This window comes from Microbacterium sp. Marseille-Q6648, from assembly GCF_943181415.1.
GTDB lineage: Bacteria > Actinomycetota > Actinomycetes > Actinomycetales > Microbacteriaceae > Microbacterium.
This window is the reverse complement of record NZ_CALPBZ010000001.1, coordinates 678,875-701,153: the sequence shown is the minus strand read 5'-3', so window position 1 is coordinate 701,153 and position 22,279 is coordinate 678,875. Positions and strand designations below refer to the sequence as shown.

The 22,279-nt window shown below is 71.2% G+C and carries 19 protein-coding genes; 13 read left to right on the top strand and 6 right to left on the bottom strand.

All coding sequences use genetic code 11. The annotated features are described in order from the left end of the window. Positions 1 to 13: 13 nt before the first annotated feature. The gene (locus NFR93_RS03345) at positions 14 to 1,432 is read right to left on the bottom strand and encodes an MFS transporter (protein WP_251450012.1); all 1,419 of its coding nucleotides are present in this window, start codon (positions 1,430 to 1,432) and stop codon (positions 14 to 16) included. 166 nt (positions 1,433 to 1,598) lie between these two features. Between NFR93_RS03345 and trmD the strand changes: the two genes are divergently transcribed. Continuing rightward, positions 1,599 to 2,276 carry a tRNA (guanosine(37)-N1)-methyltransferase TrmD gene (trmD, locus tag NFR93_RS03340; RefSeq protein WP_251450010.1) on the top strand — a complete coding sequence of 226 codons (678 nt, stop codon included), beginning with the start codon at positions 1,599 to 1,601 and terminating at the stop codon, positions 2,274 to 2,276. A gap of 22 nt (positions 2,277 to 2,298) precedes the next feature. Here the strand turns inward: trmD and NFR93_RS03335 are convergent, their stop codons facing one another. The 4 genes from NFR93_RS03335 to nirB are packed head-to-tail and all read right to left on the bottom strand — an operon-like array spanning position 2,299 to position 7,641. Next, positions 2,299 to 3,447, bottom strand: coding sequence for a uroporphyrinogen-III synthase (locus NFR93_RS03335; protein WP_251450008.1), 1,149 nt, complete (start codon positions 3,445 to 3,447; stop codon positions 2,299 to 2,301). Further along, positions 3,444 to 4,670, bottom strand: coding sequence for a uroporphyrinogen-III C-methyltransferase (cobA, locus tag NFR93_RS03330; protein WP_251451463.1), 1,227 nt, complete (start codon positions 4,668 to 4,670; stop codon positions 3,444 to 3,446). The genes NFR93_RS03335 and cobA overlap by 4 nt, the downstream gene beginning before the upstream one ends. 5 nt (positions 4,671 to 4,675) lie before the next feature. Beyond that, complete coding sequence (nirD, locus tag NFR93_RS03325; RefSeq protein ID WP_251450006.1) at positions 4,676 to 5,062, bottom strand: nitrite reductase small subunit NirD; 387 nt, start codon at positions 5,060 to 5,062, stop codon at positions 4,676 to 4,678. After that, the gene (nirB, locus tag NFR93_RS03320) at positions 5,059 to 7,641 is read right to left on the bottom strand and encodes a nitrite reductase large subunit NirB (protein ID WP_251450004.1); all 2,583 of its coding nucleotides are present in this window, start codon (positions 7,639 to 7,641) and stop codon (positions 5,059 to 5,061) included. The genes nirD and nirB overlap by 4 nt, the downstream gene beginning before the upstream one ends. A 288-nt stretch (positions 7,642 to 7,929) precedes the next feature. Between nirB and glgX the strand changes: the two genes are divergently transcribed. The 3 genes from glgX to treZ are packed head-to-tail and all read left to right on the top strand — an operon-like array spanning position 7,930 to position 14,228. Then, positions 7,930 to 10,134, top strand: a complete 2,205-nt coding sequence (gene glgX, locus NFR93_RS03315) for a glycogen debranching protein GlgX (protein WP_251450002.1) — start codon at positions 7,930 to 7,932, stop codon at positions 10,132 to 10,134. A gap of 8 nt (positions 10,135 to 10,142) precedes the next feature. Further along, positions 10,143 to 12,482, top strand: coding sequence for a malto-oligosyltrehalose synthase (gene treY, locus NFR93_RS03310; protein ID WP_251450000.1), 2,340 nt, complete (start codon positions 10,143 to 10,145; stop codon positions 12,480 to 12,482). Positions 12,483 to 12,491: 9 nt separating this feature from the next. Further along, a complete protein-coding gene (treZ, locus tag NFR93_RS03305; protein WP_251449999.1) occupies positions 12,492 to 14,228 on the top strand; it encodes a malto-oligosyltrehalose trehalohydrolase in 1,737 nt (578 codons plus the stop codon). Between the two features lie 11 nt (positions 14,229 to 14,239). Here the strand turns inward: treZ and map are convergent, their stop codons facing one another. Next, the gene (gene map, locus NFR93_RS03300; RefSeq protein ID WP_251449997.1) at positions 14,240 to 15,022 is read right to left on the bottom strand and encodes a type I methionyl aminopeptidase; all 783 of its coding nucleotides are present in this window, start codon (positions 15,020 to 15,022) and stop codon (positions 14,240 to 14,242) included. A 117-nt stretch (positions 15,023 to 15,139) separates the two neighbouring features. Between map and NFR93_RS03295 the strand changes: the two genes are divergently transcribed. From NFR93_RS03295 to NFR93_RS03255, 9 genes are all read left to right on the top strand, one after another. Beyond that, complete coding sequence (locus NFR93_RS03295) at positions 15,140 to 15,634, top strand: MFS transporter permease (protein ID WP_251449995.1); 495 nt, start codon at positions 15,140 to 15,142, stop codon at positions 15,632 to 15,634. A 171-nt stretch (positions 15,635 to 15,805) separates the two neighbouring features. After that, entirely contained in the window at positions 15,806 to 16,153 is a 348-nt protein-coding gene (gene rplS / locus NFR93_RS03290; protein WP_251449993.1) for a 50S ribosomal protein L19, read from the top strand. Between the two features lie 124 nt (positions 16,154 to 16,277). Then, complete coding sequence (gene lepB / locus NFR93_RS03285; RefSeq protein ID WP_251449991.1) at positions 16,278 to 17,054, top strand: signal peptidase I; 777 nt, start codon at positions 16,278 to 16,280, stop codon at positions 17,052 to 17,054. Beyond that, complete coding sequence (gene rnhB, locus NFR93_RS03280) at positions 17,051 to 17,710, top strand: ribonuclease HII (RefSeq protein WP_251449989.1); 660 nt, start codon at positions 17,051 to 17,053, stop codon at positions 17,708 to 17,710. Before lepB ends, rnhB begins: the two co-directional genes overlap by 4 nt. Positions 17,711 to 17,733: 23 nt before the next feature. After that, a complete protein-coding gene (locus tag NFR93_RS03275; protein ID WP_121149251.1) occupies positions 17,734 to 18,057 on the top strand; it encodes a DUF2469 family protein in 324 nt (107 codons plus the stop codon). 107 nt (positions 18,058 to 18,164) lie between these two features. Then, on the top strand, positions 18,165 to 18,533 hold the full coding sequence (locus NFR93_RS03270; RefSeq protein ID WP_251449987.1) for a YraN family protein: 369 nt from the start codon (positions 18,165 to 18,167) through the stop codon (positions 18,531 to 18,533). After that, positions 18,530 to 20,056, top strand: coding sequence for a YifB family Mg chelatase-like AAA ATPase (locus NFR93_RS03265; protein ID WP_251449985.1), 1,527 nt, complete (start codon positions 18,530 to 18,532; stop codon positions 20,054 to 20,056). The genes NFR93_RS03270 and NFR93_RS03265 overlap by 4 nt, the downstream gene beginning before the upstream one ends. Further along, on the top strand, positions 20,053 to 21,249 hold the full coding sequence (gene dprA, locus NFR93_RS03260) for a DNA-processing protein DprA (RefSeq protein WP_251449983.1): 1,197 nt from the start codon (positions 20,053 to 20,055) through the stop codon (positions 21,247 to 21,249). Before NFR93_RS03265 ends, dprA begins: the two co-directional genes overlap by 4 nt. A 63-nt stretch (positions 21,250 to 21,312) precedes the next feature. Continuing rightward, positions 21,313 to 22,272 carry a tyrosine recombinase XerC gene (locus tag NFR93_RS03255; protein WP_251449981.1) on the top strand — a complete coding sequence of 320 codons (960 nt, stop codon included), beginning with the start codon at positions 21,313 to 21,315 and terminating at the stop codon, positions 22,270 to 22,272. Positions 22,273 to 22,279 lie beyond the last annotated feature (7 nt).

The following is a 22,279-nucleotide window of genomic DNA, read 5'->3' as shown; positions in this document are numbered from 1 at the left end:
ACGTCTCCTCGGGTCAGATGCGCTGGTGGCCGAGGGCGGCGCGGGGCACCACGTAGACGACGAGGGTGAGGACCCCGAGCAGCACATACGCTCCGACGAATCCGGCGAACGCGGGGACATAGCTGCCCGACGTGAGCTGGGACGCGTTCAGCACCTGGGGGATCACGAACCCGCCGTAGGCGCCGATGGCGCTGATGAGCCCGAGCGCCGCCGCGGACTTGCGCTGCACGGCCGCGGCCTCCGGCGTCCCGGGGTCGATGCCCCGGGCGATCGCCCGGCCGGCGAAGATGCTCGGGATCATGCGGTAGGTCGACCCGTTGCCCGCGCCCGTCGCGGCGAACAGCACGAGGAAGCATCCGAGGAACAGCCAGAAGTTCTGCAGCGAAAGCATCCAGATCAGCGCGAGCGCGCCGAGGGCCATGACGCCGAAGGTGACGACCGTGACCCGCGCGCCCCCGAAGCGATCCGCGAGCCGGCCGCCGAAGGGGCGGACCACCGAGCCGATCAGGGCGCCGAGGAACGCGAGCGAGATCGCCGCCTGCCCGACCTGGAAGGTGCTGAACGTCGGGAACTGATCGGCGATGAGCTTCGGGAAGACGCTCGCGAAGCCGATGAACGAGCCGAAGGTGCCGATGTACAGCAGGGCCATCAGCCACAGGTGAGGTTCCCGCAGCGCCGCCGCAGACCCCGCGAAGTCCGCCTTGGCCGACGACAGGTTGTCCATGTAGCGCCAGGCGCCCCAGATGGCGAGCAGGATGAGCGGGATCCACATCCAGCCGGCCAGAGCGATGTTGAGGGTGGCGCCCGCGCCGAGGGTGACCGCGATCGGCACCGCGAACTGCGCCACCGACGTGCCCAGGTTGCCGCCGGCGGCGTTGAGACCGAGGGCCCAGCCCTTCTCCTTCTGCGGGAAGAAGTAGGTGATGTTGGCCATCGAGCTGGCGAAGTTGCCGCCGCCCACGCCGCCGAGGGCGGCCACGAGCAGCAGGATCCCGAAGGGGGTCTCGGGGTTCGAGACGACGATGCCGAGGAGGACCGCCGGAATCAGCAGCAGCGCCGCCGACACGATCGTCCAGTTGCGGCCGCCGAAGATCGCCACCATGAAGGTGTACGGGAACCGCAGGGTGGCTCCGACGAGGCTCGGAAGCGAGATGAGCCAGAACAGCTCGGAGCTGGTGAGAGTGAAGCCGGCGGCCGGCAGCATCACGACGACGATGCTCCACAGCTGCCACACGATGAAGCCGAGGAACTCGGCGAAGATGGACCAGCGCAGATTGCGATGGGCGATGGCGCGGCCTCCGGCCTTCCAGAACGCCGAGTCCTCGGGGTTCCAGCCGTCGATCCAGCGTCCGGGTCGGTGGGTCAGGGTGACCGTCGATGCGGTCGTGGGAGTTGCAGCACCCGCGGGGGACGGGGTGACGGTGGTGGTCATGGCTCCTCCTGAGTGAGAGTGTGCCCTCACGCTATGAACGGCGTGTTTCACCGCCGGCCCCCGGCCGGTTACTTCTCGGTCAACGTCGGGTCACGCGCCCCTCGCGTGACGGGTTAGGGTTCCGTCACATCCGGGAAACATGGCGTGGATGCCTACACTCGATCCCATGCGCATCGACATCGTCACGATCTTCCCGGCGTTCTTCGATGTGCTGGACGTCTCGCTCATCGGCAAGGCTCGCGATCGCGGCATCCTGGACATGAGGGTGCACGACCTGCGGGACTTCACGCACGACCGCCACCGCACCGTCGACGACACCCCCTACGGCGGGGGAGCGGGCATGGTCATGAAGCCCGAGCCCTGGGGCGAGGCGCTGGACTCGGTCATCACCGACGAGGCCGTCCTCGTGGTGCCGTCCCCGGCGGGGGAGCGGTTCACTCAGGGCGTCGCGCGGGAACTCGCCGCCGAGCATCACCTCGTCTTCGCCTGCGGCCGGTACGAGGGCATCGACCAGCGGGTCGTCGACGACTACGCCGACCGCGGACGCGTGCGGCTGATGAGTCTCGGCGACTACGTGCTGAACGGTGGTGAGGTCGCCGCGATGGCGATGGTCGAGGCGATCTCGCGGCTGGTGCCCGGTGTGGTCGGCAACCCCGAGAGCCTCGTGGAGGAATCCCACGAGGACGGGCTCCTCGAATACCCCAGCTACACCAAGCCCGCGCAGTGGCGCGGGCGCGAGGTGCCGCCGGTGCTGCTGAGCGGGAACCACGCCGCCATCGCCCGGTGGCGGCGGGAGCAGAGCATCGAGCGCACGCGCTCTGTGCGGCCCGACCTGCTCCCTTAGCCTCCCGCGGATGCCGCGGCGCTCAGTCGTCGGGGTCGAGGACGTTCAGCCGGTAGCCGCGCTTGACCACGGTCTTGATCAGCTCCGGTGCGCCGATCGCCTCCCTCACCCGCGCTACGGCCATCTCGACCGCGTGCGTGTTGGCGCCCGAGCGGGGCAGCGCGTTCTGCAGGCGCGCGCGGGGCACCACGCTCCCCGCGGCGTCGAAGAGCGCCCCGAGCACGTCGACGCCGGTTCGTGACAGCGGGATGTGCACGCCGTCGAGGACAGCTCCGCCGCTCCGCATCTCGAGTCGTCCGACGCCGGTCGTCACCGACGCGGCGTGGCCGCCGCCGAAGTGCGTGACGACCGCACGGACGAGGGACCCCAGGCGCCCGCGCTCGGCGATGAGCGGCGTGATACCGGCCTGCTCGAGGGGTCCTGCCGTGATCGGGCCGACGGCGGCCAGGAGGAGACGACCGCCGCGGGCGCGCTCGGCGATGTCGGCCACGACCCCTTCGCGCGCGGCTGCGGCGAGCCATTCGGCCGTTCCGGGGGCGGAGGTGAAGAGCACGGCGTCCACCTCGCCATGCGCGGTGGCCTGCACCGAGCGGATGACCGCGTCGGTGTCGGGGGGCGGTCCCCACCGGTAGACGGTGAGGCTCACCACGTCCGCTCCGTGGGCGGCGAACAGCTCGTCGAGGCCGTCGGCGCCCGAGCCGTGGTGCTGCACGGCGACGCGCCGGCCCGCCAGACCCTCCGCGACCAGGAATTCGCCCAGCTCCGCGGACGTCTCGGATTCGGCGACCCAGTCGGCGGTGAATCCGGCCTGCTGGATCGCACCGCGTGCCTTGGGCCCGCGCGCCACGATCTGCGCGCCCGAGATGGCGGTGTGCAGCTCGTCGAGCACGCCGGCCTCGTCGGCCGCCTCCATCCACCCGCGGAACCCCACGCCGGTGGTGGCCACCACCACGTCGGGTGGATGCGCGATGAGCTCTCGCGTGGCGGTCAGCAGCGCCTCGTCGTCGATGTGGGGCACGATCGTGAGGGCGGGCGCGTGCCGCACCTGCGCCCCGTGGCGCTCCAAAGCTGCGGCGAGCTCGCCCGACCTGCGGTCGACGGCGATCACGACCGTGCAGCCGTCGAGAGCGGCCGAGAGGGGAGCGCGCGGGGGTGGAGCTGGAGAGGTCAACGGAGCGCGTCACCCGCCAGCTGCCGGTCGGGCAGGAGGAGTCCCGCGCGGGCGACGTCGCCCACGACGATGACCGCCGGGTTCGTCACCGCCGCGCGGCGAGCGTCCTCGACCACCGCACCCAGGGTGGAGCGCGTGGTGCGCTGCGCCGGGGTGTGTCCGCGCTCGATGACAGCGACCGGCTGCTCGGGCGCCGCACCCGCCGCGAGGGCCTCGGCGACCAGACGAGGCAGCGCGGCGACCCCCATGAGGATCACCGTCGTCACGGCCGGATCGGCGAGCGCGGCGCGTGAGGAGGCCGAGGCGATCTCGCCCTGGCCGTTGATGACGTGCAGGGTGGCCGCCGTGCCGCGGTGGGTGACGGGGATCCCGGCGGACTGCGGCACCGAGACGACGCTGGTCAGCCCCGGGACGACCTCGACGGGGATGCCCGCGGCGAGGCACGCGGCGACTTCCTCGCCGCCCCGGCCGAAGACGAAGGGGTCGCCGCCCTTCAGCCGCACGACGCGCTTCCCGGCTTGCGCGCGCTCGACGATGATGCGATTGATCTCCTCCTGGGGCACGGTGTGGGCGCCGGGGCGCTTGCCGACGTCGACGATCTCGACGTCGGGATCCAGTTCGCGCAGGACGTCCACGGGACCCAGGCGGTCGGCGACGACCACGTCCGCCTCGGCGAGGAGCCGTCGACCGCGGACCGTGAGAAGGTCGACGGGTCCGGGACCGCCGCCGACGAGGTCCACCCGCCCGAGCGCGGTCCGGCGCCGTCGGCGGATGGGGAGGCGTCCCTCGTCCAGCAGCGCGGCGACCGCGTCGCGCACCCGCGCAGCTCGGGACGGATCGACAGCGGCGTCCGACACGACACCCACGACGACGTCGCCGGAGCGTGCCTCCGCGCTCAGCCGTGCCGAGCCGTGCGCGCCGTCCGACGCGTTGACGCACAGCATCCGACGCCGTTCGCACAGCGCCGCGACCCGCGCGTCGGTGCGGGCGTCGCCGGTGGCGGTGTGCACCAGCCACGCGCCGGCCAGGTCGCCCGCGCGGAAGCGTCGAGGGATCCACACCAGGTCGTGCTCCGCGATCAGCGCCCGGACCTCCGTGCCCGCCTCGGGGGCGACGATCCGGATCCGCGCGCCGTCCCCGACGAATCGGCGCAGGCGCCGGGCGGTGACCGCGCCGGCGCCGACCATGACCACGGTTCGGCCGGCGAGCGAGACCCCCAGCATCGTCGTCACGTCGCAGCCTCCTGCCGGACGAGCACCTGGCCGTCCGAGACCGCCACCGGCCAGACCCGCAGCGTGCGCGGCTCCTTGCCCTGGGTGTCCAGGCACGCGCCGGTGCGCAGATCGAACACCTGCTTGTACATCGGCGACGCCACCGTGGGCGCATCCTGGCGCGTGCCGACGATGCCGCGCGAGATGACGTGCGCGCCGCTGTACGGGTCGAGGTTCGACACCGCGTGCACACGACCGCCGGGAAGGAGGAAGAGGGCGATCTGGGTGTCCCCGAGGAGGGCCGCCCGCCCGCGCTCGGTCTCGAGGTCGGCGAGCGCGCAGATGCGCACCCAGTCCGTGCGCGGCGTCTGCTGCGCCGTGCGCTGCGTGTCGGTGATGGTCATCGGCGCACCTCCAGGGTGGTTCCGGCGATGAGCACGCGGCCCTCGGCGCGCTCGCTCTCGGTCGCGGGTCGGGGCTGACCGCGCTCGGCGGTGTACGCCAGGGAGGGGTCGGGCGTCTGCGGGGCGTTGACGAACGAGGCGAAGCGGCGGAGCTTGTCGGGGTCTTCCAGAGTGGCCTTCCACTCGTCCTCGTACGCGTCGATGTGGGCGGCCATGGCCTCGTCGAGATCGGCGCAGATGCCGAGGCTGTCGTCGAAGATCACGTCTCGCAGTCCTTCGACGCCGCCGTCGAGCTCTTCGAACCACGGTGCGGTCCGCTGAAGCCGGTCGGCGGTGAAGATGTAGTACATCAGGAAGCGGTCGATGGCCGTGAGCAGCTCGTCGTCGCTGAGTCCTTCCGCAAGGAGCACCGCGTGTCGGGGCGTGAATCCGCCGTTGCCGCCGACGTACATGTTCCACCCGGCTTCGGTGGCGATGACGCCGACGTCCTTCCCGCGCGCCTCCGCGCATTCGCGTGCGCAGCCCGAGACGCCGAGCTTGATCTTGTGCGGCGAGCGCAGGCCCCGGTAGCGCAGCTCGAGCTGCACGGCCATGCCCACGGAGTCCTGGACGCCGTAGCGGCACCAGGTCGAGCCGACGCACGACTTCACCGTCCGCAGCGACTTGCCGTACGCGTGCCCCGACTCGAAGCCGGCGTCGACGAGGCGCTTCCAGATCTCGGGGAGCTGTTCGAGGCGTGCGCCGAACAGGTCGATCCGCTGTCCGCCGGTGATCTTCGTGTAGAGGCCGTAGTCCTGCGCGACCTGCCCGATGACCACGAGGCCCTCCGGACTGATCTCCCCACCGGGGATGCGGGGGACCACCGAGTAGCTGCCGTCCTTCTGCAGGTTCGCCATCACGTGGTCGTTGGTGTCCTGCAGCGTGGCGTTCTCGCCGTCGAGCACGTGCGTGCGGACGAGGGTCGAGAGGATGCTGGCGAGCGCAGGTTTGCAGATGTCGCATCCGCGGCCGGTCCCGAACCGGTCGATGACCGCGCTGAAGGTGGTGAGCTGCGAGACGCGCACGGCGTCGAAGAGCTGACGGCGCGACATGTCGAAGTGCTCGCACATGGCGGTGCTGAGGGACGCCCCGAGCTTGGTCAGTTCGCTGCCGACGATCTTCTTCACCGTGGTGAGGCACGATCCGCACGCCGCGCCGGCCTTCGTGCAGGCCTTCACCGCCGCGACGTCGGTGCACCCGTCGTCGTGGACGGCGCCGCGGATGGCCCCGGCCGTGACACTGTTGCACGAGCACACCAGCGCCGCGTCGGGCAGGTCACCGCTGGGCGGAGCGACCGCGCCCTCGGGCATCAGGTAGGCGGCGGGATCCCCGCCGAGCGCACCGCCCACGAGCGGCCGCAGCGATCCGTAGGCCGACGCATCGCCGACGAGGATCCCGCCGAGAAGCGTCCTGGCGTCGTCCGAGAGGACGAGCTTCTTGTACACCCCGGCGACCGGGTCGGCGTACACAACGTCGAGGGCGCCCGGCGTCTCGGCGAACGCATCCCCGAAGCTCGCGACGTCGACGCCGCTGAGCTTGAGCTTCGTGGAGAGGTCGTACCCCGGGAACGTCGCCTGCCCGCCCAGGAGGCGGCTGGCGGCGACTTCGGCCATCGCGTAGCCGGGGGCGACGAGCCCGACGCACGCCCCGTCGAAATTCGCGACCTCGCCGATCGCGAGGATGCGCGGATCGGTCGTCTCGCAGTGCCCATCGATGAGCACGCCGCCGCGCGGGTGGACGTCCAGACGCGCCGCCCGGGCGAGCTCGTCCCGCGGACGCACGCCGACGGTGAACACCACCACGTCGGTGGCTCCGTACGAGCCGTCGCGGAACTCCAGCCCGGCGACGCTCCCGCTGCGGTCGGGGTCCAGGCGCGTGGTCACGGTGTCGGTGCGCACCGAGATCCCGCGCGCCTCGATGAGCCTGCGCAGGGCGTTGCCCCCGGCGAGGTCGAGCTGCGCGCTCATGAGCCGATCGGAGGACTGCACCACGGTGCACGTCACATCCAGGCCCTGCAGCGCGCCCGCCGCCTCGAGCCCCAGCAGACCGCCGCCGATGACGGTTCCGGTGAGGGGACGGCCGAGCTCGGCCGAGCGCCGCGTCACGAAGGTGCGCAGCGACTCGACATCGTCCAGGGTCCGGTAGACGAAGCATCCGGGCAGGTCGAAACCGTCCACGGCCAGGCGCGCCGCGTACGACCCCGTCGCCAGGACCAGCCGGTCGTAGGCGACGCTGAGTCCCGAGGCCGTCGTCACCCGCCGTGCCTCGCGGTCGATCCGCACCACCGCATCGCCGCGGACGAAGCGCACCCGCGGGTCGTCGTCCACGACCGCCGGGTCCAGTGTCAGGTCGTCGGGCGTCGAGCCTGCGAAGAACGCCGTCAGCCCCACCCGGTCGTAGGGGTGGCGCTGCTCCTCGCCGATGAGGGTCACGCGCCACGTGTCGTCGGCGCGCGAGAGCAGCGACTCGACGAAGCGGTGCGCGACCATCCCCGCCCCGACCACCACGATGTGGGGTCCGGTGGCGGGGGTGGAGCTCATGGGGTCACCGTACGCGGCCGGTGTTGCGCGGGCGTCAGCGCCATGTTTCGAGTTTTCGACGGAGCGGTCGCCGGTCGGGCGGGATGCTGCCTCGGTCATGACGCCTCCTGAGGGTGTCGGGATGTCGTGTGGCGGCCACGCTACGAGCGGGGTGTTTCACCGCCCCTGCGCGCGTCGTTACCCCCAGCGAACGTTTCCCTCACTGCGCCCCTATAGCAGATGTGAGAACGCGCCACGACCGTGCAGGAGCGGGCGCTATCGTGAGACTCCCGCCAACTTGGAGGCTGCATGCAGACCTGGCCCGGTTCCGCCTATCCCCTGGGAGCGACGTTCGACGGCAACGGCACGAACTTCGCTCTCTTCAGCGAAGGAGCCGAACGCGTAGAGCTGTGCCTCTTCGGCGACCGCGGGAAGGAGACCCGCGTCGAGCTGCGCGACGTCGATGCGTTCGTGTGGCACGTCTATCTGCCCAACGTCGGCCCCGGGCAGCGGTACGGCTACCGCGTGCACGGCCCTTACGACCCCGAGAACGGGCAGCGCTTCAACCCGAACAAGCTGCTGCTCGATCCCTACGCCAAGGCCGTCGAGGGTCAGGTGCGCTGGGGGCAGTCGGTCTTCAGCTACGACTTCGGCGACCCGGACTCCCGCAACGACGAGGACTCCGCGGCCGCGATGATGAAGGGCGTCGTCATCAACCCCTTCTTCGACTGGGCGGGCGACCGGCTCCCGAAGACGCCGTACGCCGAGACCTTCATCTACGAAGCACACGTCAAGGGCATGACGCAGCTGCACCCGCTCATCCCCGAGGAGCTGCGCGGCAGCTACAGCGGCATCGCCCACCCCGCGGTCATCGATCACCTGAAGAAGCTCGGCGTCACCGCCATCGAGCTCATGCCGGTGCACCAGTTCGTCAACGACTCGACGCTGCAGGACAAGGGGCTCTCGAACTACTGGGGCTACAACACCATCGCGTTCTTCGCCCCCCAGAACACCTACGCCTCGACGGGGCAGCGCGCCCAGCAGGTGCAGGAGTTCAAGGGGATGGTCAAGGCCCTCCACGCCGCCGGCATCGAGGTCATCCTCGACGTCGTCTACAACCACACGGCAGAGGGCAACCACCTGGGCCCCATGCTGTCGATGCGCGGTATCGACAACGCCGCCTACTACCGGCTCGAAGACGACGACAAGCGCTACTACACGGACTACACCGGCACGGGGAACAGCCTGAACGTCGGAAACCCCCATGCGCTTCAGCTCATCATGGACTCGCTGCGCTACTGGGTGCTCGACATGCACGTCGACGGATTCCGCTTCGACCTGGCCTCCACCCTCGCGCGCGAGTTCTACGACGTCGACCGCCTGGCGACCTTCTTCGAGCTCGTGCAGCAGGATCCGGTGGTCTCGCAGGTCAAGCTCATCGCCGAACCGTGGGACGTGGGCCCGGGCGGCTACCAGGTCGGCAACTTCCCGCCGCAGTGGACCGAGTGGAACGGCAAGTACCGCGACACGGTGCGCGACTTCTGGCGCGGCGAGCCCCAGGCGCTGGGGGAGTTCGCCTCGCGGCTGACCGGCTCGGCCGACCTCTACGAGCACTCCGGGCGCCGCCCGGTCGCCTCGATCAACTTCGTCACGGCGCACGACGGCTTCACCCTGCGCGACCTCGTCTCCTACAACGAGAAGCACAACGACGCCAACGGCGAGGACAACAACGACGGGGAGTCCCACAACCGGTCGAACAACCACGGCGTCGAAGGCCCGACCGACGACGCCGCGGTGCTGACCATGCGGGCGCGCCAGCAGCGGAACTTCATCGCGACGCTGCTGCTGTCGCAGGGCGTGCCGATGCTGCTGCACGGCGACGAGCTCGGACGCACCCAGCAGGGCAACAACAACGGCTACGCGCAGGACAACGAGCTCACGTGGGTGAACTGGGAGACCGTGGACCAGCCGCTGCTGGAGTTCACCGCGGCGGTCGCCCGGCTCCGCCGCGACCATCCCACCTTCCGGCGCAGCCGATTCTTCAACGGCCGCCCGGTCCGCCGCGAAGAGGGCGCGCCGATCCCCGACATCGTGTGGCTGCGCCCGGACGGCTCCGTCATGCAGCCCGAGGACTGGGACTCCGGCTTCGGCCGCGCCGTCGGGGTCTTCCTCAACGGAGACGGCATCCGCGAGCGGGATCGCCGTGGTGAGCCGCTCTCGGACAAGCACTTCATCGTGCTGTTCAACGCGGGCGACGAGGCGGTGGACTTCACGCTCCCCACCGACGAGTACAGCCCCAAGTGGGACGTGCTCGTCGACACCGCGGGCGTCCAGGCCGATGCGACCGCGATCGAACCCGGCGCCGCGGTGCTGCTCGAGGCCAAGGCGCTGATGGTGCTGTGCCAGCACGATCTGCCCGAACCTGAGGTCGACCACTCGGTGGCGGCGTCGCTCGTCGCGCTCGCCGACGCCGAGGCCCCCGCCCACACGTCGAAGCCCGAGCTCGAGCGATAGGGGATCCCATGTCCCGGCGACCCGTATCCACCTATCGGCTGCAGATCCGCGAATCGTTCGACCTGGATGCCGCCCGCGGCGTCGTGGAGTATCTGCGCGACCTGGGGGTCGACTGGGCGTACCTGTCGCCGCTGCTGGCGGCCACCGCGGGCTCCGATCACGGCTACGACGTGGTGGACCCGACCCGTGTGGACGCCGCGCGCGGCGGGCCGGAAGCTCTGCGCCGGTTCGCCCGCGACGCCCGCGAGGCCGGTCTCGGCATCCTGGTCGACGTCGTCCCCAACCACATGGGGGTGGCGGACCCGCGCCAGAACCCGTGGTGGTGGGATGTGCTGACGCACGGTCGGGCCTCGCGCTACGCCGACGCATTCGACATCGACTGGGAGTTCGGCCGAGGGCGGGTGCGGGTGCCGATCCTCGGATCGTCGCTGGACGAGGCCCTGAAAGATGTGAAGGTGGATGCCGCAGCGGGCGTCGTCCGGTACTTCGATCACGAGCTGCCGTTGGCGCCGGGATCGCTGGACGGTCTCGCCGCCGACGCCGGCGACGGCGTGGACGTTCGTGCCGTCCTCGCACGCCAGCGCTGGGAGCTCCTCTTCTGGCGCGACGAGGCGACGCTGCTGAACTACCGGCGCTTCTTCGCCGTGACGACACTCGCCGGCGTCCGGGTGGAGGTGCCGTGGGTGTTCGACGAGACCCATGCCGAGATCCTCCGCTGGCTCCGCGAGGGACTCGCCGACGGGCTGCGCGTCGACCACCCGGACGGACTGGCGGATCCGGGCGCCTACCTCGAACGGCTGTCCGACGCCACCGGCGGTGCGTACGTGCTCGTGGAGAAGATCCTCGAGCACAGCGCGACCGCGCACCCCGAGATGCTGCCCGCCTGGTGGCGGACCGACGGGACCACCGGCTACGACGCCATGGCCGAGATCGATCGCGTCCTGATCGATCCGGCCGGTGAGGCGGGCCTGGACAGGCTCGACGGCGAGCTGCGGGGAGGGCCCGCGCCGACATGGCCCGACCTCATCCACGGGACGAAGCGGATGATCGCCGACACGATCCAGGTCGCGGAGATCCGCCGGCTCGTCCGCTGCCTCCCGCACCCTGTGGACCGCGCGGAGGACGCACTCGCGGAGCTGCTGGCCTGCTACCCCGTCTACCGCTCGTACCTTCCCGCAGGGCGGGAGTGGTTCGACCGCGCGGTGCGGGAGGCGACGCAGCGCCGGCCGGAGCTCTCCGCCGCGATCAGCGAACTCGCGCCGCTGCTGCTCGATGCCGGCAGTGAGCTGGCGCGACGGTTCCAGCAGACCACGGGCCCGGTCATGGCCAAGGGCGTGGAGGACACCGCGTTCTACCGTGCGACGCGCCTCGGAACGCTGACCGAGGTCGGCGGCGACCCGTCGGTGTTCGCCCTCGACGTCGACGGGTTCCACACGGCCTTCGCCCGGCGCCAGGCCGCGTGGCCCCACGCCCTCACCTCGCTGTCGACGCACGACACCAAGCGCGGAGAAGACGTGCGCGCCCGTCTCTCGGTGCTCGCCGAAGTGCCGGGGGAGTGGTCCGAGACGCTCGGGCGGCTGCGGCGTATCGCGTCCACCGGCCACGGGCCCTTCGACGCCCTGCTGTGGCAGGCCATCGTCGGGTCGTGGCCCGCGACCCCGGAGCGCCTGCACGCGTACGCGGAGAAAGCGGCACGCGAGGCCGCCGAGTCCACGGGATGGTGGGACCCCGATGAGGCCTTCGAAGAGCGGATGCACGCCCTGGTGGATGCCGCGTTCGGTCCGGCCCGCGCCGAGGTCGAGTCCTTCGTCGAGCGCGTGGCGCCGTCGGGGTGGTCCAACTCCCTCGCTGCCAAGCTCCTGCAGCTGGCGGGTCCAGGGGTGCCGGACGTCTACCAGGGTTCGGAGCTGTGGGAGACGTCGCTCGTCGACCCCGACAACCGGCGACCCGTGGACTTCGGCGCGCGTCGCGGGCTCCTCTCGCGGGTGGACGGCGGATGGACGCCCCCCGTCGACGAATCCGGCGCCGTGAAGCTCCTGCTGACCTCCCGGGCGCTTCGTCTGCGACGCGACCGGCCCCAGCTGTTCACCCGCTACACGCCCATGACCGTCGCCGGACAGGCGGCGGAGCATGCGGTTGCCTTCGATCGCGGTGGGGCGGTGGCTGTGGTGACGCGGCTGCCGGAAGGCCTCGTCCGTCGTGGGGGCTGGGGCGACGCGGCGCTGATGCTGCCCCCCGGCACGATGACCGACGTGCTGACCGGACGACGATTCGACGGAGGAGCGGTGCCGATGAGCGCGCTGCTCGAGACCTACCCGGTCGCGCTGCTGGCGGCCGACCACGACTGAGGAGGATCCATGATCGAGGTCTGGGCACCCCGTCCCGAGCGCGTGCGGCTGCGCCGCCCCGGCGCGACCGATGTCGAGCTCGAGAAGATGGATGCCGGATGGTGGCGTGCCCCCGTCCAGCTCGCGGACGGCGACGAGTACGGATTCGTGCTCGGCGACGGAGAGGATCTGCGTCCGGATCCCCGCTCGCGCCGCCAGCCGCACGGCGTCCACGGCGCGTCGGCGTGGTTCGATCCGAGCACGTTCGCGTGGACCGACTCCGCCTGGACCGGCCGGCAACTCGCGGGTGGTCTCATCTACGAGCTGCACGTCGGCACGTTCACCCCCGAGGGTACGCTGGACGCTGCGATCGGCAGGCTCGAGCACCTGGTGTCGCTGGGGGTCACGCACATCGAGCTGCTCCCCGTCAACGGCTTCAACGGGGTGTGGAACTGGGGCTACGACGGCGTCCTCTGGTACACCGTCCACGAGGCCTACGGCGGGCCCGCCGCCTATCAGCGCTTCGTCGACGCCGCCCACGGTGCAGGACTCGCCGTCATCCAGGACGTCGTCCACAACCACCTCGGCCCGAGCGGGAACTACCTGCCCGAGTACGGTCCTTACCTGCGGAGCGCGCAGCGCAACACGTGGGGAGACTCGGTGAATCTCGACGAAGCGGCCGTACGGTCGTTCATCGTCGAGAACGCCCTGATGTGGATGCGGGACTATCGCGTCGACGGTCTGCGGCTGGACGCCGTGCACGCGCTCGTCGACAACGCCGACGTCCACATCCTGCAGGAACTGGCGGTGGCGACCGACGCCCTCGCGGCCCACGTGGGCCGCCCGCTGACGCTCATCGCCGAGTCCGACATGAACGACCCGACGCTGATCCTTCCCCGCGAGGCCGGCGGCTACGGCCTCACCGCGCAGTGGAGCGACGACTGGCACCACGCCGTGCACGTCGCGGTCACCGGTGAGACCGCCGGCTACTACGCCGACTTCGCCGACCCCGAGGCGCTGGTGAAGGTCTGGACGCGGGGGTTCTATCACGATGGGACCTTCTCGTCCTTCCGCGAGCGGGCGCACGGCAAGCCGATTCCCGCGGACGTGCCGTCCTGGCGGCTGGTCACCTTCGCGCAGGACCACGACCAGATCGGCAATCGCGCCACCGGCGACCGGCTTTCGCAGACGCTGAGCCTCGAACGTCTCGCGGTGACCGCGGTACTCACGCTGACCGCGCCGGGGACCCCGATGCTCTTCATGGGGGAGGAATGGGGCGCGCGGACGCCCTGGCAGTTCTTCACGTCCCATCCCGAGCCCGAGCTCGGCGAAGCCACCGCTCGCGGGCGCGTCGCGGAGTTCGCGCGGATGGGATGGGACGAGTCGGTCGTCCCCGACCCCCAGGATCCGCGCACCTACGAGCGGTCCAAGCTGGACTGGAGCGAACCCGAGGCCGGCGACCACGCGCGCCTGCTCGAGCTCTATCGACGACTGGCGCACCTGCGCCGCGAGCGACCCGAACTCACCGACCCCGACGCGGCGCAGCTCTCGGGTCGCGTCGTCGGCGGCACGACGGTGGACGGGCGCGTCTATCGCCTGTCACGCGGACGCCTCGAGATCCTGGTGAACCTGTCGGACGAACCGGTGACCTTCGACGCGGTGAGCGACGTGCTCGTGGCCACCGACCCCGCCGCCGTCATCGTGTCGGGGGCGCTCACGCTCCCGGCCGTCGCCGTCGCGGTCGTGGAGAGCGGCGACCTGCGCTGACCTCTTCGGTCTCAGTCGACCCCGAGGAACGAGCGGTCGGTGAGGACGAGCGGGCCGTCCGCCGTGATCGCCACGGTGTGCTCGGAGTGGGCGCCGCGGGAGCCGTCGACGCTGCGCAGGGTCCAGCCGTCGGGATCGGTGATGAGCTCGTCCGTGGTCTGCAGGAACCAGGGCTCGAGAGCCACGACCAGGCCTTCACGCAGCGGATAGCCGCGTCCGGCCTTGCCGTCGTTGGGCACGTGAGGGTCGCCGTGCATCACGCGACCGACGCCGTGACCGCCGAAGTCGGTGTTGATCGCATAGCCGTCGCCGTGGGCCACGTCGGCGATGGCGTGCGAGATGTCGCCGATGCGGTTGCCGACGACAGCGGCGGCGATGGCGGCATCCAGTGCGCGTCGGGTCGTGTCGATGAGCGCGAGGTCCTCATCGCGCGGCGTGCCCACGACGAACGAGATGGCGGAGTCGGCCACCCAGCCGTCGATCGAGACGGCGAAGTCGAGCGACACCAGATCGCCGTCCTTCAGCGCGTAGTCGTGCGGAAGACCGTGGAGGACGGCGTCGTTCACCGACGTGCAGAGCACCTTTCCGAACGGGCTCGCCCCGAAGGAGGGGTGATAGTCGATGTAGCACGAGGTCGCCCCGGCGCGGCGGATCAGGTCATGCGCGCGGCGGTCGATCGCCAACAGGTTCGTGCCGACCGTGGTCTCGTCGCGCAGCGTTGCGAGCGTCTCCGCGACGAAACGTCCCGCGGGCCTCATCGCCTCGATCTCTGCCGGGGTGCGCAACTCGATCATGCGTGTCGTCCTCTCGTCGGAGTCCATTCTGTCGGATGCGAAGGCGTCGACCTGGGAGGATGCCCCGGGTCGCCGCGCGGCCGGGCGGGTGCTGCTCCCGCGGCGTAGCATCGACCCATGCTGGTGCGTCGCGTGTTCTTCGGATGGATGCTTCCCGCCGCCGTCGTGCTGCCCCTGTGGCTTCTGGTCGGCTGGGCCGTCACCGGCGCGGGCGCATGGGCCTTCCTCTGGGTCCTGTTCCTCGCCATCCCGGGCGTGATCGTCTGGCAGCTGCTCATCACCCTGCTCGTTCGAGCTCGCGGAACGGTGCGCGCCCACCGGGCGGTGTCGTGGCAGGACGTGCTGGGACTCGCGCTGTGGCACGGCCTCATCATCGCGCTCGGCTTCTTCAGCCAGGACTGGTGGGGAGCCACGTTCGTCGTCGCGATCCTCGCCGGCCTGGGGCTCTTCTGGTCCACGCTGTGGCAGCTGTGGCGCGAGGCGCGTCCCACAGGACTTCTCCGCACGGCGGACATCCGCGGATACATGACCGTGTCCGGCCCGCGCGCGCAAGCGACGCCCCCGCAGGAGATCATCGTCGTGAGCGAGAGGCAGGAGCCCGGCGGCCGCTGAACGGCGGTTTGGCCGGCCGTGCCATCCGTGGCAGAATGGGCGTTTGTGCCCTGACCAGGTTCTGCCTCAGGGGAGCCCGCCCACCGGATGTCTCCGGCGGGCACCGGGCACACGACATCCTTCACCCACCATCCCGCGGTCGACCTGTGGCGGCCGCAGAGAGATACGATCATGCAGATCCTCGACTCCGTCGACGCCGCATCCCTGCGTTCCGACATCCCCGCCTTCGGCCCCGGCGACACCGTCAAGGTGCACGTCAACATCACCGAGGGCAACCGCTCCCGCATCCAGGTGTTCCAGGGCGTCGTCATCGGCCGCTCCGGCGACGGCGTGCGCGAGACCTTCACCGTCCGCAAGATCAGCTTCCAGGTCGGCGTCGAGCGCACCTTCCCGGTCCACAGCCCGGTGATCGACCACATCGAGGTCGTCACCCGTGGCGACGTGCGTCGCGCGAAGCTCTACTACCTGCGGAACCTCCGCGGCAAGAAGGCCAAGATCAAGGAGAAGCGCGGCAACTGACGCTCTTCCGACGAAGCCCCGGTCCGGTCGGACCGGGGCTTCGTCGTTGCCGCGGCGCGCCGGGAATGTGCGAACCTTGGATGGTGGCCCTCCGACCGGCGGCGAGCCCGCTGGAGGATCCTGCATGACGAGCGAGAAGACCGCCCCGGCGCCGCCGAACGTCGGGCGCGCGTCAGCGGGAGCCCGACGTCGTCGCAGCTGGGTCAGATTCCTGCGCGACGTCGTCGTCATCATCGTCATCGCGGTGCTCGTCTCCTTCCTGGTCAAGACCTTCCTGGTGCGGTCGTTCTACATCCCGTCCGGGTCGATGGAGGACACGCTCGAGATCCGCGATCGGATCCTCGTCGATGAGATCACCCCGCGATTCACCGACTACGAGCGGGGCGAGATCGTGGTGTTCCGCGACCCCGGCGGGTGGCTCCCGGTGACGCCCGAACCCGATCGGCCCCCCGTCGTCGAGGCGATCGACTGGATGCTCTCCCTGGTCGGGCTGTCCGCCCCCGATAGCGACGACCATCTCGTCAAGCGGATCGTCGGGCTCCCCGGCGACAACGTGGTGTGCTGCAACGCGATCGGGCAGATCACCGTCAACGGGGTCCCTGTGGACGAGAGCGATTACATCAAGACCCCGACGGCCGACTCCGCGGCATCCGCGGATCAGTTCGACGTGACCGTTCCCGCCGACAGCCTCTGGGTCCTCGGCGACAACAGGTATCGCTCGAAGGACTCCCGGTACAACACCGATCAGCCCGGCGCAGGATTCGTGCCGGTCGACAACGTCGTCGGCCGGGTCTTCCTCATCACCTGGCCGTTGAACCGCTTCGGCCCGGTCGACAGTCACAGCGCCGATTTCGCGGGTGTGCCGGAGCCGGTCGTGACGGAGCCCCAGGCGTCCCCATGACCGTCGTCGAGCCGCGGCTGACGCTCGAACGGCGTCTGCTCAAGGAGCACACCCTGGTCATCGCGTGCGACGAGGTCGGACGCGGCGCCCTTGCGGGTCCCGTCGCCGTGGGCGCCGTGGCCGTGGACGCTCCGCGCTCTCGCAAACGCGTCCCCACGGGCTTGCGCGATTCGAAGCTCGTCCCGGAGCACCGCCGCCCCGAGGTCGCCGCGCGGGCTGCGGACTGGGTCGCCGCCAGCGCCGTGGGGTGGGCCAGCGCCCGCGAGATCGACGAGATCGGCATCATCCGCGCACTGGGCCTGGCCACGCTGCATGCGCTGGCGGATCTTCGCGCCCACGGCGTCGCCCCTGAGGATGGGATCGTGCTCCTGGACGGGAACTACGACTACATCACGCCGGCCGGCGGCACCGACCTGCGGGTCCGTCCGGTGATCAAGGCCGACCGGGACTGCGCGAGTGCGGCGGCGGCATCCGTCATCGCCAAGGTGGCCCGGGACTGTCTCATGACCGGTCTCCACGACGAGTTCCCCGCGTACGGGTGGGGCCGCAACAAGGGCTATGCCAGCCCCGACCACCGGGCTGCCATCCGCGAGCACGGCATCTCGGCTCATCACCGCGCGTCCTGGGCGATCACCGACGCGCCGACGCTCTTCTGAGCGCGCCCTAGGATGGACTCACCATGGATGACGACGTCTTCGAAGACTACGACCGTGAGCTCGAGCTGGCCCTGTATCGGGAGTACCGCGACGTCGTATCGCAGTTCCAGTACGTGATCGAGACCGAGCGACGCTTCTACCTCGCCAACGAGGTGAACGTGGTCCGCCGCGACACCGAGCACGACTTCTACTTCGAGATCTCGATGACAGACGTGTGGGTGTGGGACATCTACCGAGCGGATCGCTTCGTCAAGTCGGTTCGCGTCCTCACGTTCAAGGACGTCAACGTCGAAGAGCTGTCGCGCCGTGACTTCCAGCTGCCGGAAGAGCTGTCGCTCGACAGCTGACATTCCGGGGTCATCCTCGACCCCACAGCCGGTCGCGACCGCTCACCTGTCCACGGGACGGTCCCGCAGCGCCGTTTCGACCGCGTCCGCGCGCGAGCATGGCCGGCATGGCAGACAAGGATGTGCTCGGGCGCGCCGGTGAGGACCGCGCGGCCCGCTACTTCGCCGACGACGGCTGGACCGTGCTGGATCGGAACTGGCGGTGCGCCGCCGGAGAGATCGACCTGGTGGTGGCACGCGGGCGCGACCTCGTCGTGGTCGAGGTCAAGACCCGTCGCGGTGAGGCGTTCGGCCACCCCCTCGAGGCGATCGATCAGCGGAAGCGGGAGCGGCTGTGGCGTCTGGCCGTCGCATGGATCGCCGCTCATCGCCCCCTCGCGCAGGGGCGCAGGCTGAGGCTGGACGCGATCGCGGTGGTCGGGCCCGATCCCGCCACCGGCGCACTCGAGCATCTGGTCGATATGGATCTGCAGTGACCGTCGCGCGCACGTGGGCGGCCGGACTGACCGGGCTGGACGGCGGCCTCGTCGCGGTGGAGGCCGATCTGTCGAACCAGACGCCGGGGTTCCGCATCATCGGACTGCCGGACAAGGCGCTCGGCGAAGCCGTGCAGCGGGTGCACAACGCGTGCGCGAACAACGGACTGCCGCTTCCGCGACGGAGGCTGACGGTGAACCTGTCGCCGGCGAGCGTTCCCAAGCAGGGCTCTGCGTTCGACGTGGCGATCGCGATCGCATCTCTCGCGACCGAGATGCGCATGGACGCGATGCGGCTCAGTCGGACGATGCACGTCGGCGAACTCGGGCTGGATGGGCGGCTGCGTCCTGTCCCGGGGGTGCTTCCGGCGGTGCACGCCGCCGCGCAGGCCGGCGTGCGCCGCGTCGTCGTGCCGCACGCGAACCGCGCCGAAGCCGAGCTCATCCGAGGCGTCGAGGTGCTCGGCGCGGTGAACCTCGCCGAGGTCGCCGCATGGCACGGCGCGGATGTGGTGCCGGTGCCGATGGAGCCGGTCACCCACGAGGCGGCGGCGCCCGCGGCGGGCGAGGACGTGGACCTCGCCGACGTGATCGGACAGCGGGAGGCGGTCGAGGCGATGGTGGCCGCTGCGGCGGGCGGCCACCACGTGATGATGTGCGGCCCGCCCGGCGCCGGGAAGACCATGCTGGCGCGTCGGCTCCCCGGCATCCTTCCCGATCTCGACGACGCCGCCGCCCTGACGGCGGCGTCCATCAGATCACTGTCGGGCCAGCCGATCGCGAGCATCTCGCACACGCCGCCGTTCGAGGCGCCGCATCACACCGCGAGCGTCGCGGCACTGGTGGGCGGCGGCTCGCGGATCGTCCGGCCGGGTGCCATCGCCCGGGCGTCCGAGGGGGTGCTCTTCCTCGACGAGGCGGGGGAGTTCCCCGCGCACTGTCTCGACGCGCTCCGCCAGCCGCTCGAGAAGGGCGAGATCACGATCGATCGCGCGGGGATCACGGCGACCTTCCCCGCCCGCTTCCAGCTGGTCCTCGCGACCAACCCCTGCCCATGCGGCGACTACGGCATACGCGGGGGCGACTGCGCCTGCCCGCCCTCCGCGATCCGCCGCTATCTGGGGAGGCTCTCGGGTCCGCTGCTGGATCGCATGGATATCCAGCTCTCGCTGACCCGCGTCGTCGTCGCCCATGCGGATGACTCCGTCCCGCGCCCGACGACCGCGAGCTCGCGCGTGCGCGTCACGGCGGCGCGCGCCCGCGCGGCCCGCCGGCTGAAGGACACGCCGTGGCGGGTCAACGCGCAGGTGAAGGGCACCTGGCTGCGCACGGGCCCGATGGCGCCCCCGCCCGACGTGCGGCGCCCGCTGGACACCGCCTTGAGAAGCGGAGCGCTCACGCTGCGCGGGTACGACCGCGTCCTGCGCGTCGCCTGGACCCTTGCCGATCTGGAAGAGGAGAGCCGGCTGACGCCCGCCCACATCGGCCGAGCGCTGTACCTGAAGAAGGGGATCGCGGCATGAACGCCGGAACCGAACTGACCGAGACCGCGGCACGCGCGGCGCTGCGGGGGCTCACTCCCGACAGCCGGTCGACGGACGCGGTGTCCGATTACGCGCGGGCGATCTGGTCGTTCCTCGCCGAGCCGGGCGACGGGATCGCCGGGTGCCTGCGCCTGGCGCTCGGGCCGGCGGCCGCCTTGCGCGTCGTGCTGAACGGAGAGGCGGTGCCGGCGTCTGCCGGCGTCACGCGCGAAGAGTTCGACCGCGCGCGCGCCCGCTGGGCTCCCCGGCTGGATCAGCGCGCCATCGCTGCGGGGCTCGCCACCGCCCGCGCCGCCGGCATCAGGCTGCTGACCCCCGGGCACGAGGAATGGCCCGGGCGGCTCGACGACCTCGGCATACACGGGCCGGCCTGCCTGTGGGTGCGAGGCGACCCTGCCGCGGCGAGCGCCGCGGTGAGCGTGGCGATCGTGGGTGCCCGCGCGGCGACCTCGTACGGAGAGCTCGTCGCGGGCGAACTCGCCGCCGAGCTCGCCGGCGCCGGGATCCTGGTGGTGTCGGGTGCCGCCTACGGCATCGACGGCGCAGCGCACCGGGCCGCTCTCTGCGCAGGGGGGACGACCGTCGCGCTCTCGGCCGGTGGGGTGGAGCGCCCCTATCCGTCGGGTCATGCCCAGCTGTCCGACCGCATCGCACGCTCAGGCGCGGTGATGAGCGAGGTGCCGTGCGGCGGTGCGCCGACGAAGTGGCGGTTCCTCCAACGGAATCGGCTCATCGCCGCGCTCTCCGACGTCACCGTCGTGGTCGAGGCCGGCTGGCGCAGCGGCTCGCTGAACACGGCCGGGCACGCTGCCGCCCTCGGCCGCCTGCTGGGTGCGGTGCCCGGACCGGTGACCAGCGCCGCCTCCGCGGGGACGCATCGGCTGCTGCGCGAGTACGACGCCGTGTGCGTCACCGGCGCCGCGGACGTGCGCGAGATGCTGGGCGTCGACCGCCCGACGCTCTCGCCGGCGGGGGACGGCAGGACCGACGACGTCACCCGCGTGCGGGATGCGCTCTCGTCGCGGTCACACCGCTCCATCGACGAGATCGCCGCACGCTGCGGGATGCCCCTCGAGGAGGTGACGGCCGTCCTCGGCCTTCTGCAGCTCGAGGGCACGGCCGAGCACGGCTCAGCCGGCTGGCGCCGCCCCACCGGCGCGCGGGCACGCTGACGCGATTCGGCCACGGCGGTGCGCCCCGCGAGCACACCCGGGCCTTCTTGGCACACTGACGGTATGCGCCTGTCCGAAGCCGCCGACCGATATGCGGAGCACCTCGCCCGCGTGCGGCGGCTCTCGCCGGCGACGGTGCGCGCGTACCGCGCCGATCTCGCCGATCTGGCCGCCACCTGCGACGACCGCGACGTGGCATCAGTCGACCTCGAGGACCTGCGCGACTGGCTGTGGCGGTCGACCGAGCGCGGCGATGCCAGATCGACGGTCGCCCGCCGCACCGCGACCGCTCGCGGCTTCTTCGCCTGGGCACTCGAGCACGGGCACGTCGCGCAGGACCCGAGCCTGCGTCTCGTGGCACCGAAACGCGGGCGCACGCTGCCCACCGTGGCAACCGCAGCGAACCTCGGGAACCTGCTCGAAGAGATGGCGACGCGAGCCGCGGGTGGCGACCCGGTCGCTCTGCGAGATCACGCCATCCTGGAGATCCTGTACGGCTCCGGTGTCCGCGTGAGCGAACTGTGCGGACTCGACATCGATGACGTCGACGGCGATCGCCGAACCGTGCGGGTCACCGGCAAGGGCGCGAAGGAACGCGTGGTGCCGTACGGGGCGCCCGCGTCCCGCGCGCTCGAGTCATACCTCGTGCGGGGACGTCCGGCGCTGGCGGCGCGTGCCGAGGTCGGCCCGCGGGGTGCTGCTCGGGATGCCGGTGGACCGCGGTCGTCGGTGGAACGTCCGATGCCCGCGGGTGCCGTCTTCCTGGGTGCCCGCGGCGGCCGGATCGGCCCGCGCGCGGTGTACGACCTGGTCGCCCGCACGGTCGGCCCGCTCGTGGGCGGAGACACCGGGCCGCATTCGCTGCGACACTCGGCGGCGACCCATCTGCTCGACGGCGGCGCGGACCTGCGCACGGTGCAGGAGATCCTCGGGCACGCGAGCCTCGGCACCACGCAGATCTACACGCACGTCTCGAGCGAGCGACTGAACGCGGCCTACCGGCTCGCGCACCCGCGCGCCTGAACGGGGA